Source organism: Kitasatospora sp. NPDC088346, from assembly GCF_044740765.1.
In the GTDB taxonomy this organism is placed as follows: domain Bacteria; phylum Actinomycetota; class Actinomycetes; order Streptomycetales; family Streptomycetaceae; genus Kitasatospora.
The window spans coordinates 36,102-50,134 of sequence record NZ_JBIURH010000051.1; the positions used below are offsets into that span (position 1 = coordinate 36,102).

The 14,033-nt window shown below is 71.1% G+C and carries 14 protein-coding genes; 4 read left to right on the plus strand and 10 right to left on the minus strand.

Going from position 1 to position 14,033, the window contains the following annotated elements:
- Positions 1-234: 234 nt before the first annotated feature.
- From ACIOFR_RS35755 to ACIOFR_RS35785, 7 genes are all read right to left on the minus strand, one after another.
- Positions 235-570 carry a hypothetical protein gene (locus tag ACIOFR_RS35755; protein WP_401003961.1) on the minus strand — a complete coding sequence of 112 codons (336 nt, stop codon included), beginning with the start codon at positions 568-570 and terminating at the stop codon, positions 235-237.
- Between the two features lie 264 nt (positions 571-834).
- On the minus strand, positions 835-3,546 hold the full coding sequence (locus tag ACIOFR_RS35760) for a helix-turn-helix domain-containing protein (RefSeq protein ID WP_401003963.1): 2,712 nt from the start codon (positions 3,544-3,546) through the stop codon (positions 835-837).
- Between the two features lie 12 nt (positions 3,547-3,558).
- Positions 3,559-3,714 carry a hypothetical protein gene (locus ACIOFR_RS35765; protein WP_401003964.1) on the minus strand — a complete coding sequence of 52 codons (156 nt, stop codon included), beginning with the start codon at positions 3,712-3,714 and terminating at the stop codon, positions 3,559-3,561.
- 615 nt (positions 3,715-4,329) lie between these two features.
- Positions 4,330-5,037 carry an HNH endonuclease family protein gene (locus ACIOFR_RS35770; RefSeq protein WP_401003966.1) on the minus strand — a complete coding sequence of 236 codons (708 nt, stop codon included), beginning with the start codon at positions 5,035-5,037 and terminating at the stop codon, positions 4,330-4,332.
- 863 nt (positions 5,038-5,900) lie between these two features.
- Positions 5,901-6,842, minus strand: a complete 942-nt coding sequence (locus ACIOFR_RS35775) for a hypothetical protein (protein ID WP_401003967.1) — start codon at positions 6,840-6,842, stop codon at positions 5,901-5,903.
- A complete protein-coding gene (locus tag ACIOFR_RS35780; protein ID WP_401003969.1) occupies positions 6,839-7,186 on the minus strand; it encodes a PadR family transcriptional regulator in 348 nt (115 codons plus the stop codon). Before ACIOFR_RS35780 ends, ACIOFR_RS35775 begins: the two co-directional genes overlap by 4 nt.
- Before the next feature lie 278 nt (positions 7,187-7,464).
- Positions 7,465-8,028, minus strand: a complete 564-nt coding sequence (locus tag ACIOFR_RS35785) for a hypothetical protein (RefSeq protein ID WP_401003971.1) — start codon at positions 8,026-8,028, stop codon at positions 7,465-7,467.
- A 41-nt stretch (positions 8,029-8,069) separates the two neighbouring features.
- On the opposite strand from ACIOFR_RS35785, the gene ACIOFR_RS35790 reads away from it, so the two are divergent.
- The 3 genes from ACIOFR_RS35790 (at position 8,070) to ACIOFR_RS35800 (ending at position 10,466) form a co-directional block, all read left to right on the plus strand.
- Positions 8,070-8,354 (plus strand): hypothetical protein, encoded by a 285-nt coding sequence (locus ACIOFR_RS35790; RefSeq protein WP_401003973.1) that lies wholly within the window; start codon positions 8,070-8,072, stop codon positions 8,352-8,354.
- A 9-nt stretch (positions 8,355-8,363) separates the two neighbouring features.
- Entirely contained in the window at positions 8,364-8,621 is a 258-nt protein-coding gene (locus tag ACIOFR_RS35795; protein ID WP_401003983.1) for an RICIN domain-containing protein, read from the plus strand.
- Positions 8,622-9,038: 417 nt separating this feature from the next.
- Positions 9,039-10,466, plus strand: a complete 1,428-nt coding sequence (locus tag ACIOFR_RS35800; RefSeq protein ID WP_401003974.1) for a Helicase associated domain protein — start codon at positions 9,039-9,041, stop codon at positions 10,464-10,466.
- Positions 10,467-10,821: 355 nt separating this feature from the next.
- Here ACIOFR_RS35800 and ACIOFR_RS35805 read toward each other — a convergent pair whose 3' ends face one another.
- Positions 10,822-11,244 (minus strand): peptidase inhibitor family I36 protein, encoded by a 423-nt coding sequence (locus ACIOFR_RS35805; RefSeq protein WP_401003976.1) that lies wholly within the window; start codon positions 11,242-11,244, stop codon positions 10,822-10,824.
- A 197-nt stretch (positions 11,245-11,441) separates the two neighbouring features.
- Here ACIOFR_RS35805 and ACIOFR_RS35810 point away from each other — a divergent pair, with 197 nt between their 5' ends.
- Positions 11,442-11,744 carry a hypothetical protein gene (locus tag ACIOFR_RS35810; RefSeq protein ID WP_401003977.1) on the plus strand — a complete coding sequence of 101 codons (303 nt, stop codon included), beginning with the start codon at positions 11,442-11,444 and terminating at the stop codon, positions 11,742-11,744.
- Positions 11,745-11,959: 215 nt separating this feature from the next.
- Here ACIOFR_RS35810 and ACIOFR_RS35815 read toward each other — a convergent pair whose 3' ends face one another.
- Positions 11,960-12,505 carry an acyl-CoA thioesterase gene (locus ACIOFR_RS35815; protein WP_401003979.1) on the minus strand — a complete coding sequence of 182 codons (546 nt, stop codon included), beginning with the start codon at positions 12,503-12,505 and terminating at the stop codon, positions 11,960-11,962.
- Positions 12,506-12,699: 194 nt separating this feature from the next.
- Positions 12,700-13,488 carry a class I SAM-dependent methyltransferase gene (locus ACIOFR_RS35820; RefSeq protein ID WP_401003981.1) on the minus strand — a complete coding sequence of 263 codons (789 nt, stop codon included), beginning with the start codon at positions 13,486-13,488 and terminating at the stop codon, positions 12,700-12,702.
- Between the last annotated feature and the right edge of the window lie 545 nt (positions 13,489-14,033).

Sequence of the window (14,033 nt, forward strand, 5' to 3'; positions counted from 1 at the left end):
CACGGGCGGCCCTCTGCGGCCCGGCCGATTCCCGTCCAGGTCGGGCTCGGCGGGAGTGGGGGTGTCCACCGGAGGCACGGACTACCCCAACGCCACCGCGCACGCCGGGCCTGGCGGGTACTCGCGATCAGCGGCCTGAACGATGAGCAGGTACTGTGCGCCACCGACTGGCAGGAGAGCCATCGCCCGCTCTGCCCACCCGCCCCCGCGCGAACGCGGTCCGGTGCGTGATCGCTACTGCTTCTGTCGTTGCCGCAGTGCCCGCAGTCCGAGGTCGTAGCCCATGCTGGCCACGGTCAGGGCCACCAGTGGCCAGAGGAGCGGGGAGTCGGTGGGCAGCGATCCGTGACTGAGTGCCGATGCGAGTGTGCTGGTGCTCAGAATGATGGTGCCCGTGGGCACGCTGCGGAGCCACGCGCGCGGTACGCGGAAGTCGTCGGAGGTCGAGGGTGATTCGGCGAGACGAAGATCGGCACTCCAGCCGTGGACGGGATGCTCAGGCTCCACACGCCGCTGATCGGCCGGGGTGCCCCGGCGACGCGCGATTTCCGGCTGCTGTCGGTCCGGCATTCGTGTCTCCTCCTGATCGGCTACGGAGCTTTCGCCCCGCTGTTTCGTACGTGCGTTTGGTGTTGCGGGCGGTGCCGCCGGTGACGTGACCCCATCGCGTCTGGATGGGGCGCCCGCTGGTGGCGCGTGGTCCGACCGGATCCGTGACCGGCCGGGAAGCGCGGCCGTCGGCCTTGTCGGCCATGGCGGTGGAGAGGTCGGACGGCGAGCCGGTCGGGCCCCGGGGTGGGGGTCATGCCTGTGGGGCATGCGTGGTCTGGCTTTCTAGTCGGTTTGCGGTGTCTCCTGCCGGGCTTCGATGTCGCGGATGTGCTGGGTGATCCATCGGGCGTGGTCCACCGCCTCGTCGTTGCCGTGGTCGGCGGCCCGCCTGTACCAGGTGAGGGCGGAGTCGAGGTCGCGGCGGATGCGGTGGTGGATGACGGCGACGATGCGCATCGCCTCCACGTCGCCACGGTGTGCGGCTTGCTGGCCCCACCGCAGGGCGTCCTCGACGGTGTCGGAGGTGGCGAGGATCTGGGCGGCCTTGCGCATGGCGAGGGTGCGCAGCGGGTCTGGGTTGTCGTGCTGGTTGGCGGTGTTCTCGCACCAGGTGAGGGCTTGGTCGCGGGGCAGGCGGCCGAGCAGGTTGGCGATGTGGCTCAGGCCGGTGGTGCCGCCGGCCTGGGCGTCGCGGTGGTAGTAGGTGATGGCTTCGTCGAGGCGGTCGGCGTGGCGTAGGAGGTCGCCGGCCATGCTGAGCGCGCTGGGGTGGCCTTCGGCGGCGGCGCGGCTGAAGGATTCCAGGGCCTTGCCGGTGCAGCCGGTTTCCCACAGGAGTTCGGCCATGGCGCAGCGTGCTTCGGTGTCGCCGTCTTCCGCCCGGCGGTCGAGCCATTCCAGGGCTTCGTCGGTCTGCCCGGTGCGGTGCAGGAGCTGGGCGGCGTGGTGGACGGCGGCGTGGTGGAGGTTGGCTGAGCGGGGGTCTGTGTCGCCGGGGCCGAGTTCCACGGCTCGCTGGTACCAGTGCGCGGCGCCGGCCTCGTCGCCGGAGAGGCGTAGTTGACGGGCCACTTGTACGGCGGCGTTGACGTCTCCTTGGTCGGCTTTCCGGCGGAGCCAGGGGATGGCCTTGGTGGACATGCCGGATTTTCCGAGCAGGTGTGAGGCCAGTTCCATTGAGAGGTGGTCGCCCTGCTCGGCCGCCTGCTGGTACCAGGTGGTTGCTTCTTCGATGCGGCCCTGGGTTTCGAGGAAGAGGGCACCGATGTTGAGGGCGGAGGTGTCTCCGGTTTGGATGGCGTGGTCGAAGCTGCGGGTGCGTACGGCGGGGTGGGCGCTGGGGTTGGAGGTGAGGTACTCGGTGACGCGTTCGCCGGCGAAGTCGACGGCGAGTTGGAGCCGCCGGTCGGCGTCGGCGTGGCGGTGGAGGCCTTCGCGTTCGTGGCCCGTGAAGTGGGAGGGGGCGTGGATGCCGAAGGTGTCGATCAGGGCGCGTGCCGGGTCGAGGGGGTGGGGGTCGGCGCCGATGGGGTCCAGTAGCCCGGCGAGTGGGCTGAGGGTGGCGAGGAGTAGGACCGGGGCCCGGTCCGGGTTGTGCAGGAGGTCGTTGATCTCGAAGCACAGTCGCTGTGAGACGGCGGGGTCGCCGCCGAGAAGGTTTCCGATTCGGTTCAGCCACAGCACGGTTCTCGGTCCGGCTGTGGCCAGTGCGTGGAGGACCTCGTCGATGTCGCCGGCACGGGAGGGTTGCCACAGCTGCCAACCATCGGGAACGAGATTCAGAGCCTCCCAGCATGACCGGGCTCGTCCGCTCGCCCGGCTTCCGTGCACGATGGCGGCGGAGGTATGGCCGGTTACTGCTCGCCGGACCACTTTGCGCAGCATCGTGTCGTGGTCCCGGTCCACGTACGGGGCCAGGGCGGGCAGGACGACCGTGGAGTTCAGGACGATCGGCGGGCGCACGCCGAATGCGAACGGGTCAGCGATCTCGCGGATCGGACGGCCCAGCACCGGGGTGGCACTCGCGACGGACCACAGCGCGCCGGCGCGCTGCGCGGCAGCTTCGGTGTCCGCCCCGGCCAGGCGGGCGAGCGCGGAGGCGATCGTCTCGGCCTCGCTCTGGCTCGATGGCAGCTGTGGTGACCCCAGGCAGCGTGTCACGGCGGCGCGGCCCGGCAGCGCGTCCAGGCTGTCGTCCATCTTCAGTTGCCGGATGATCCCCTGCATCGGCGGGTAGCCGGCGTCCTGGTAGAGCGAGTACACGTACTCCTTGAAGGCCGTCACCGCCCCGGGCGGCGTCCACGGCAACCTGACGGGCCGCGCCGGAGGACGTCGCGCCCGTACGGGAACCGCACGATCACCTGCCAGACGGGCGCGCTGCGGCCGCAGGGCGGCTCTGCGCGCCGACCGGCGCTCGCCGGCAAGCGCCCGGTCCGCGCCGCTGGCCCACGCAGTCAGCGGATAGTCTCCCGCGAGACATCCCGGCACCGTCGCCGTCAGGCGGATGAACGCCATGAAGACCGCCTTCGTCGGAGTGTGGGTGCCCTTCAGCGCATCACCGAGGGTGCTGCGCTGAAGCGGGGGCGTCCCGCGTTGCAGCGCCCAGTCGTGCATCTCCCGGAGCGAGGGATCCCCGATCTGGCAGCGCAGGAACCGCATCACCCGCCCCAGGTGGGATCGCTCGCGGAGCTCCTCGGGCGCATACCACTGCCCGCTCTGGCTTCCCCTGTTGGCCTCCCGCCACAACCGCCGGGCCTCGCGCAGCTCCGACTCGCAACCGCCGCACACCCGCACGTACGCCTCGACCGTGTCCAGGCGCGGACACCCGTTGCCGGAGTCGGCGCGCGCCCAGGTCGAATGCGAGCGTCCCTGCGCGGCCCCGTGCTCGGACATCTGTCGATGCGTCAGACCGGCTCGTTGCTTCAGCTTCCGCAGGAAGCCGGCCAGGTCCCCGACCGGGGAGCCTTCCGGAATGTCCTTCCTCGGCCTTCCCACCGTGCCGCCCGCCTATCGGCGGTGGCGCTGCGTCGGCAGCGTGGCGAGCAGACGACCGATCCCTGACGGGTAGGCCGTACTTCGCGGCATGACGATCACGTCGAGCGGTAGTCCGGTGCGCATGTCCAGCAAGGTGCTGGTGGGGACGGTGGACGTCGGGTTGTGCATGGTTCCCCTTCAACAGAGGGTCGGTCAACGTCGAGCCGGGCGGGTGCAGCCGCGCCGAACTCATCTCCACTGCTTAAGTGTTGAGCATCTCGTCGCCGCTGATGACCACGACCTCCTCAAGGGTCGGGCCCGGTGAGACAACTGCCGACATGCAGCCAAGAGACACTGCAGGTGAGCGACCATGTGCGCACCGTGTTGGTAGGTGAGGGGTACGTGCGTCCGGACTTTGCGCGCGGGGACAGTGTGCTTCAAGTTGTTGCGAATCCGTCCGAACCCACACGCCGCGTCTTCCCACCCAGTCGCGGGAAAAATCAAAGGTCAGAGCCCCGTATCCGCACTGGGCAAGCCGATGATGCACACTGTCCGACGGCTGGAACCCACTCGCGTCGGCCAGGGCGCGGCAAGGTGGAAATGCCCGTTCCCCTTCAACGAACCTCGAACTGGGCCACCGGCCGGCCAGCGGTGCAGACGCTGTCGGCCCGAGACGACGGTCCTCGGACCGGTCTCACACGAAGGGCGGCCGCCCCAGGCGGCCGCCCTGTCCATTCCCCTGATGCGGAGCCACCGGGCCTGCGCCCTACTTCTCGCTCACGCTCCCCATCGGAACCAAGAAGGTCAGCGGGCGAGGGTCACGGTGATGTCCTCGTCGGGGCAGCCGGCTGCGATGTCGGTGAGCGACTGGTGCTCGGTGGTGTCGATGGTGAGGTTCCAGCGGGTCTTGATGGCGACCCAGTCGTTCAGGTAGGTGCAGCGGTAGGCGGCCGCCGGCGGGAGCCACTGGGCGGGGTCCTTGTCGGCCTTGGAGCGGTTGGAGGCGGCGGTGACGGCGATCAGCGCGCGAGGCTCATTCAGGTCGTTGGCGTAGGTCTGGCGCTCGGCGGCGGTCCAGGCGGAGGCGCCGGAGTCCCAGGCCTCGGCGAGGGGCACGAGGTGGTCGACGTCCAGGCGGCCGGCGTCGGTGACCACCACGTCGTCGTACAGCGACAGCCACACCCCGCCGGTCAGCGCGCACCGCGGCCCCTGCGCCGGTGCTTCGAGGGCCTCGGCCTTGATGACCTCCTTGCGGGCGTCGCAGCCGTCCTTGTCGGCGTCGACCCAGTGCTTGAAGGCCGTGCGGACGTAGCCGGTGCGGTCCTCGTCGGCGACGGTGAGCCGGTCGATCGCCTCGTTCAGGGACAGGGTGACGCTCTGTCCGGCCTCCCGGTGCGCGCCGGTGCCGGCGGCGGGCAGGGCGGCGGCGTTCGCGGGTACGGCGGCCGCGGTGGTGAGCAGCAGGGCTGCGGCGGTGGTGATGGTTGCCCGGGCGATGGCGGTGGTCCGCACGGTGGCGCTCCTGGTTCGTCAGCGACTTGTCGTGGACCTTCCTACCTGCCGAAGGGTGATCTTGATAACCCGTCAGGCGGCGGGGTCGCCCGTGCGGGGGAGAAGTCGTACCGGACCCAGGTCAGGCGCACGCCCGGCCGGACATCGCTGCGCCGGGTCGCCGCGGCAGGGTGGCCGGTACGCGGTCGGCGTGGCGGTCGTTGGGCCCGGTGTGAGCGATCCGAAGGGTGGGCGTGGGGTGCCGGCGCCGGTGCGGTGGGTGTTCGTGGTGCGTGAGGCCACCTTCGGGCGGCCGTTCGCGGAGGCGCTGCTGGAGGTCGGCCCGCCGCTGTACGAGCAGTTGGCGGGGGACGCGGTGGACAGCGGGTTCGTGGTGGCCGCGGGGGAGCCGCCGGCCACGACGGCTGCCGTCCACGTCCGCGGCGGTGCTTTGGTGCGGTTGACTCTGGTCGGGGGTCGCCGGCCGTGGGAGCCGGCCGTGCCGGCGGCTCTGTCGCCCGGGTGGCTGTCGGCGGCCGAGGGCCGCGGCGGGGTGGTCGTCGTGATGCGGCCCCGGCGACACTGCCGGTCATCGATCCGGATGAGAGCGCGGCGCGCAGGAAGGTGGTGTTCCGCGACGTACTGGATGAGGCCCGGGTGCAGGGCCGGCTTCTGCACGGCCTGGCGGCCCTGGCCGTCGAACCTGTCTGATCCGCCGCAGCGGTGCTCGGTGGACAGCACGGTGGCGCGTCCGCGCCGAGCGCCACCGGGCGTTCGGATTCGGGTGGACCGGCGCGGACGCGCCACGGTGCTGCCGTCCTTGGGTGACGGTGGCCCGGCCCCGATGGCCGGCGGGCGGCCGCCACCGTTCGGGGGCCTGCGGCTCAGGCCGGTTCGGCTCCCAGCATCCGGCGGACCAGGTGCACCACCCCGCCGACGGCGACCGCGCCGCCGATCAGGACCACGAAGTACGCCACCACCCAGTGTGTCGCGCCAATTCCGTACTCCAGCAGCCAGGGCGCCGGCCCGAGCGCGATGCCCAAGGCGCGGAGCCGGTCGGGCCGCCGGGCCGAGAGGTGCACCAGCAGCAGCAGCGAGACGACCAGCAGCGCCCAGAAGCCGACCATCGCGGGCACCTCGTACCAGCTCCATCCGAGCAGGGTCACCCGGGAATCCATCAGCACCGCGAGCGGCACCCCGGTGGCGAGGGCGACCGCGACCGCCTCCCAGCGCCCCCGACGGCCGGTGTCCACCAGGTCGGGCGGGGCGAGCAGCACCAGGGCGGCCAGCGCGCAGGCCCGGAGCAGTGCGCCCGGGGCCCGGTCGTACGCGCCGAGGACCACCAGTGCCACGCCGAGGTCGATCAGGGCCGCGAGCACGGCCACCGGGCGGGCCCGGCGCCAGCGACCCGTGGCCGTGAGGAGTAGCGCCACGATCCAGGGGATGAAGACCAGCGCGACCAGGACGACCTCGACGGCGAACAGGCGAGGACGGGCTTGCGGGGAGGTGGTGGCGAGCGCGGTCAGGGACGGGAGCAGCCCCGAGAGGCACTCCCCCGCCGCGAGGGCGAGCGCGACCGGGGCCGTCCCCGCCAGCATCCGGCCGGCCGGGTCGGTGGAGGCTATCCGCAGCCGTAGGCGCAGGGCGTGGGAGGCGAGGTCGAGGTGTTCGCGCAGCAGCGCGCGGCCGTTCAGGCCTTCGGTGGCCTCGGCGAAGGTGGCGGCGATGTCCTCGCTGTGCAGGTCGCGGTAGCGGGCCGGGTAGAGGCCGATCAGCAGCCGGCCGGCCTGCGGGGTGCGCTGCTCCAGGATGTGCTGCTCGTTCACGCGTTCGCTCCGCTCGGGCGCAGCCGAGCGGCGCCCAGGCGCCGTTCGGCCTCCAGGACGGCGAGCCGCAGCCGCCTGGTCTCCTCGGTCAGTAGGTCCTTGCCCTGCTCGGTGAGGGCGAAAGTGCGGCGCAGGCGGCCGCCGACCACCTCCTCGCCGTCGATCCGGACCAGCCCCTGCTGGAGCAGTCGGTCGAGCGCGGTGTAGAGGGTGCCGGTCCGCAGCCGGGTGCGGCCCTCGGAGATGGCCAGCACCTCCTGGATGATCGCGTAGCCGTGCCGCGGGGCATCGGCCAGCGCGGTGAGTACGAGCCGGGTCGGCTCCTGCACTTGACGGTCTGTCATGCATCGAGCATAGGCCCATTATCATCATATGTCGATGATCTACTCATGAAGCCTCCCGGGTGAGCTGCGCCTCAACCCGGGCAGGCCCGGCCCGTGATCCATCCCCGAGTCGCGCCGGCTGGAGGAGGCCGAGCGCCGGGCCGCCCACACGGTGTGGGCCGACTCGTGAAGTCGGGGTGGTGTAGGAGCCCATCGGCTCGTCCGGGCCATTGGGGCCGGCGCCGCGGCGCCAGCCGAACGCCACGCCGCCCGCTCCGTCCACCGGCCGGGGAGAAGAACTAGCGCGACTTCGCGTCCGGGGCGGTCTGGAGCAAGGTGGCAGCCAGCTCTACGAACTCCTTCCGGCGGGCCGCAACGGAGTTGCTCGCCAGGTGATACCCGTCGGTCGTCCCGTGTCCGGGGCGTCCGCTGGGGTCGCGGAACTGGGCCCCCACACCTGCGGCGAGAGCGTCGATGGCGTCCAGCATCCCGGCCGCCGCGACGGCCACCGACTCAGGACCGAGCATGACCACACGCTCGCCGGCCCGAGCGACCGGAAGCCGCTCGTGGTGCAGCTCCTCGGCGTTCAGCTCCCCGGCCGCGTCCCACCCGTCCTCGTTGTCGAGCTGCTCGATCTCGTACAGGTTCAGCATCCGCCCCGCCAGCTGGCCTACCGTCGCGTCCCAGACGGCGAGGAAGTCGACGAACGCCTCCTGACGCTGCCCACGGAGCCACTGCCCGTGTTCGACCTTCGCCTGGTCCTGCACCTGCCGACGCCCGACCCACACGCCGACGAAGCTGCCGGTCACGGCCACGATGCCCGCCACTGCTGCGGCCACGACGGCCGCCACCCCCTGATCCATGCGCTCATCCTGCCCGAGGGCCCCACCCACCGTCTCCACCTTTGGAGAGTCTCCGCGAGCCGCTCAGCCGATTGTCGGCGGGGCCGTCTACGATCCCCCGGCGCCCGACACGATCACCCCCACCGACCCCCACCAACGGCACCGACACCACCGACACCACCGAGGCCGCCGACTCGGCCGAGGTGGAGCTGCATCCCGACTTCGTCATGCCGGTCCCCGAGCCAGGCGACGCCCGGGCCACCGTCGCCTGGTGGTGCGACCAGATCGCCGCGCAGGCCCGGGCCGCGCACCCTGACCCCGACCAGTGGCTCCAGCGGGCCTGCTAGTGCCTGGAGATCGCCGACTGGCGCAGGGACGACGGCGCGCCCGCCCGCCAGTGGGAGTGCACCGAGGGCTGGAACCAGGGCTGGCTGTACGTGGGTCAGATCGGGTCTCGCAAGGAGCTCGGGCTGTCCAACCTCAACTCGGCGTCACTGCTGGAGATCGCCGACTGGCGTACCGACAACGGGGCCCCCGCCCGGCAGTGGAGTGGCAGCACCGCAGGGGTCGTCGCCGCCAACAAGGCGTGGATCACGGCCATCAAGCTGCTCTGACAGTGATGATGAACGTGGTGACGCTGCCGGCTGGGTCCGAGGCGTGCCCCGAGTGACGTTTCGACTGTCCTCGTTTCGGGAGGTGTCGGCCTGTCGGTGGCGTCACCATGTACGCGGCCGGATCGGGTGTCGGAGCCGCAGGCGGACAGTTCCTGGGCCCGCCGGCGCACCTCTTCCGCTGGTGTCGTCTCCGGCCGGGGCGGGGCGAATGTTCGGTGGATGACCCTGCGCCAGGGCTGTTCGTGTGACCGCCGTCGCAGGCCCGGCACTGAGCTTGGGCGAGCGCGGAGGTCGGCGGAACGTTGGTGCCGTTCGCCGACGTCCCCAAGGCCGATCCAGCTCTCGTACACCGGCGCGGGCACTCCCGTTGCTCTGTCAGCCTGGGAGCACACCAACGAGGAACTGCTGCGCCTCGCTTTGCAGATCGCGGTGCTGCGCGCCGTCGCCGACCTGGAGCTCCGCAGGGTCATCACCTTCCACTCCCGCGTCGCCGCCGCCCGCGAGTTCGCCACGACCATGGCCGCCACCGCCGAGCTGCTTCCCGCCGCGGACCGGCCCGAGCGCGTGACCGCGCTCGCGGTCGCCGGCAGCGACAAGCTGAAGGACCGCGCGGCGTTCGCCACCTTCACCGCGTCCACCGGCGAGCGGCCCGGCGAGGAGGGCGAGGAGTGCTGCATCATCTGCAACAGCCGCCTGCTGAACGAGGGCATCGACGTCGCCGCCGTGGACGCGATCGTCTTCGCGGACCCGAAGTCGAGCGTCATCGACGTCGTCCAGGCCGTCGGCTGGGCGCTGCGCCAGTCCTACCGGCAGGGCAAGGTCTCCTGGGTCATCATCCCCGTCTACCTGCCCACCCCCGCGGTCGGCGACGACAGCGCCACCACCGACCCGGCCGAGGTGCGCGAGGCCGCGGACGCGGTGAAGGCCGAGGCCGACGACGAGATCGAGGCGTCCTCCTTCCGCACCATCTGGCGCGTCCTGCGGGCCCTCGCCGCCCACGACGCGCGGGTGGTGGGCCGCATCACCGAGCTGCGCACCAAGCGGGCGGGGGAGAAGGACACCACTGCGGTATCGGAGGCCGGCGAGGACTCCGGTGAGGCTGGTGACGTCGGGCAGCCGGCGTCGGAGTCGCCGGTGGAGTGGCTGCGGATCAACGCCCGCAAGCACGCCGCGCAGATCCTCCAGACGGTGAAGCTGCGGGCGTTCAACCCGCGCGCCACCGAGTGGCAGCGCATGCACCGGCTGGCGGCCGCGTTCCGTGCTCGGCACGGCCACCTCGACGCCTCCGACAAGGCTGTCGACGGCGACCTGGTGAGCTGGCTGGACCGGCAGCGCTACCTCAAGGGCGCCGGCCTGCTCGCCGCGGCCCGCGTGAACGAGCTCGACCAGCTGGACATGATCTGGGACAAGCACGCCCATTCCTGGGAGCGCGGCTTCGCTCACGCCCGAGCCTGGGCCGCACTCCACGGGCACCTGGCGATCCCGGCCGCCGAGAAGCTCGACGGCCACGGCCACGGCCACGGCCACGGCGTCGGCGGCTGGATGGGCCGGCAGCGCAAGAACACCAAGCTGACGGCTGCCCAGGACGCGAAGCTGACCGCTCTGGACGCGATGTGGCGGATCGAGCCGGACTGGAACAGGTCGTACCGGCGTCTGCTCGCCTACCTTGCCGCTGGCGGAACCCTGGACGGCCCGGCCAACCGCACCGGCGGCGAGGCGGACCCGACCTTCCGGCCGGGTGCGTGGCTGCGCAAGCAGGCGGGGGCCCGCGCCGACGGGAAGCTCAGCGTCCAGCAGACCGTGCTCCTGGACGCGCTGGCTGCCGCCGAGCAGGCCGGCGTCTGACCCGACTCGACCGCCCTCCGTCCCGGCACGCCCGGCACGCCCGGCACGCCCGGCTTCCGAGGTGTGACGGTGACGACCCAGCAGAGCACCTGCAGGTCGCTGAGCAGCACGGCCAGGGCGTCGCCGACCGCGTTTGCGAGGCGGCCCTCCAGGCCCGGCAGATCGCAGGCGTCGCGCTCCGCGGTGTCGCCGGGCCAGCCGCCGATCCCGTCAACACCGCCCTCGCCGGCGCCGCTGCGGCAGCTTCAGTTGTCGTGGTCCGTCACTGGCCCCGCCGCGAGCGTGGTCCGTCATCCCGTCCCGTCCCGGCCGGCCGGGACGGGACGACGGTGTCGTACGGGCCCGTGTGGGCTGGCTAGGCGCCGCAGAGGGTGTCGTTGATCTTCAATGAGTGTGTGACGTCGTTGAGCTGGTAGGAGCGCAGGTCGTTGATGGAGCCGCCGTCGCGTCCCACGCACACATGCCGGCCGAAGTAGTTGTCCTTCTGGTAGACCCGCGCGGTGCGGCCGCTGTTGTTGATCACCGAGCTTCCCGCTCCCCGGATGTAGTCCGGCAGGTGTCGCACGCTCCCGTCGACGGCCCGCTTGACGTAGGGCTGGCCGACGAAGTCGATGTCGGGGTAGATGCACACGAACCCGCGGGGGCACGCGATCTTGTCCCGGTGCTGTGCGAGGGCCGTTCCGGTGCCCGGGGCGGCCTGGGCCGGCGTACCGGCGAGCACCGCGGTCAGAGCCACGGTGGTGGCGGCGAGCGTCGTGCGGACACGCATGGTGCGCATGGGGGTCCCTTCGATGGTTCCTCGGACGGCGGGGCGGTGGTGTACCCGGACCGGGCCGGCTGGGGCCTGGGCGCCTGTGGAGGGTGTTCTCCAGGCGGATCGGTTCTGCATGCGGCCGACCGCCCGGATTCACCCGAAGGAGTCAAGCAGCGGCCCGCCGGCCACACCGCCGTGCCGCCGACGGCAGTGGCGCTGCCATGTTCGGCCACAACCCCGTTGCTCTTGCCGAGCTCGTCGGCGACACCATCCGGCTGACCGTCGACCACGAGCAGAGCGACAGCCCCGTGATCGAGTTGTCCGTGGCCGAGCTCCGCCACCTGCTCGCCGGCGCGGAACGCGACCTCACCGACTTCTACCAACTGGCGGCGAACTGGATCGCCCAGCACCTCCCGGATCAAGCCGTCCGCGTCACCGCCGCCCTCGCCGACGCTCTGATCTGCCACAACCGATCGCAGCGTCGTAGAAGCCGCCCAAGCACCCATCCCAACACTGACACTTGACAGCCCATAGGAGCATCAGCGTGGGCCCCGTCGCGCGAAGGCGTGGCCCGATCAGCGGTGCTGAAGGTGGTCCTCGGGGAGTGTCATGAATTCATGACACTCCCTCACCGGCCAGTAGCGCCAACGCCCATGGGGGCGGCCCGCACGCCGGGCCGCCCCTCGCCGACCTGTTCAAGCTCGCCTCGCAGGGCGTGTCCGCGACGGCGGGGAGTTGTTCAGTTTGTTGATCGCTTGTTCGACGGTTCTCCGGTCTGAGGCCAGTTGCTGCTGAGAGTTTCGGGTGGCAGTGCGGCCGGGGCCTCCAGGTGGTGACGTAGCTCGTCCGGCCATGGGGTCGGCTTTTGTGTGTCGGGGTCCAGGAGTACGCAGACCATCCGTCCGGATACGCAGCACCGGTCCTGGTTCGTGACGCGGAGCCGGTAGGTGATCGACGTCGTGCTGACGCGCTCGACTTGCAGGTGGGTGTCGACGACGTCCATGTGCTGGAGCACATGGTGGTAGTCGAATTCCTGGTGGACTCGTACGAGGCGGTGGTAGATCGCGTGCCGGACGCCGAGCCGTTCCAGCAGCAGGCATTCCGCTGCCTCCAGCCACCGGAGCGTCGCGCCGTGGTGCCAGTGGCCGGAGGCATCGGTGTCGGACCACTCCACGCGCCGCTGGACCATGATGCTGCGGCCGGACTGCTGGGCCGGGTGATCATCTGCTTCGGCCGTCGCGGGCCGGTATTCGTCGGGCTGTGTGACGTCCTCTTGCACGTCCACTGCTGGCCCCCTGGTCAGTTGCTGCTGTTGCCTCGCCCCTTCCGTCGAAGGGGGCGGTGGTGGCTCGGGCGGTGGCTCGGTCTCATCGCCGTACCTGCCGGGATGAGGCCGAACGGGTGCACCCGGGATCTGCCGGCGTAGCGCGCGGCCGAATTGCCTGGCCGTCGGTGCGCGTGGCCTCAGTCGCGCCGCCGCTACACCTTGCGACCCCATGCCGTCACGAACCCCATCGCGGTGTCCCAGTCGCGGCCGGCCTCCAGGTAGGCGATCACCTCGTCCGCGCCGCCGGCCCGGGCGTAGCCCTTGGCCACCATGTCCGGCCACAGGTGCCGCAGCGAGCGCGCCATGAACCCCGCCCCGTGCTCGCCGGGCCCCACGACCAGCGCGTTGTAGGACACCCCGATACTGGTCAGCCCGGCATCGTGCAGGCGCTGCGCGTGCCCGGTGCCGTAGGTCATGGAGGTGCCGAGCTCTCCTTCCATGTAGCGGCGGAACTGGGCGAACACCGCACGGTAGGCGAGCGAGCGCATCAGGTCGGGAGCGTCGACCAGGTCGGCGACCACCAGCCAGCCGCCAGGGGCGACGGCGTCCACCATCCGATCGAACAGGACGTCACGCTGGCGCAGGTGCATCAGCAGGTTGCGGGAGTGAACCAGGCCGAACGTGCCGAGCCGGTCCCACACGGCCAGGTCGCAGACATCGGCCTCCAGCGGTGTATAGCCGGCTCCGTCGCGCATGAGCGCGGTGGAGCGGTCCACGCACACGGTCTCCGCCCCCGGGTGCATGGCGGCCAGGTGTTCGGCGACCACGCCGGTGCCGCCGCCCACGTCGAGCAGTCGCCGGCCCGTCGGGACGTCCAGCGAGGCGAGGGCCTGATAGGTGAAGCCGGAGACGGCCAGGGCCAGGCTGTCGAGCCGGGCCCTCTCCTCCGCATTGTCGTGGGTGAACAGCCGGTCGCCGTACTGCTCAGTGCTCTGGCCCATCGGGCATACCTCCACAGAGAACCGCCCCCGGGGGCGGACCGGAACGGGGCGAGGTGTGGCTGCCGGGAGGGCATAGCCCTGGCCCTCCAAGCATGATCGTGAAAACGGCGCTACAGAAGGGAACTGATTCGCGACTGCATTACTGGCGGGTAATCACTCCCCCACGATCGACATGGCCATGCCGACTTTCAGTGGGCAGTCTGGCTGCGCCCTGATATGTAGGGAGATCGTTCCTGCTGAGCCGCCACCTGCCCCATGAGCACCTCCTCGCCAGCCTCGCCGCGCCGGAGCCGAGGCCGTCCAGGCCGGGCACTGGTGGTCCGGGTGGTTTGCCGGTCGTTGATCGTCATCGCGGTGCCAATCGCATGCCGTAGTCCATCCTTGACCTACGGCGTGGCGGAGTAGGCCGCATAATGACTGCCTCAACGCCCATGACCCGAACGACAGTTGAAGTGCTGCTCCTGCAGATGACGGCGCCGGCGGATGATCCACCGTGGGACGCGAAGACCGAGGAACAGACCGATCTCGGCAGGAGCACGGTCTCG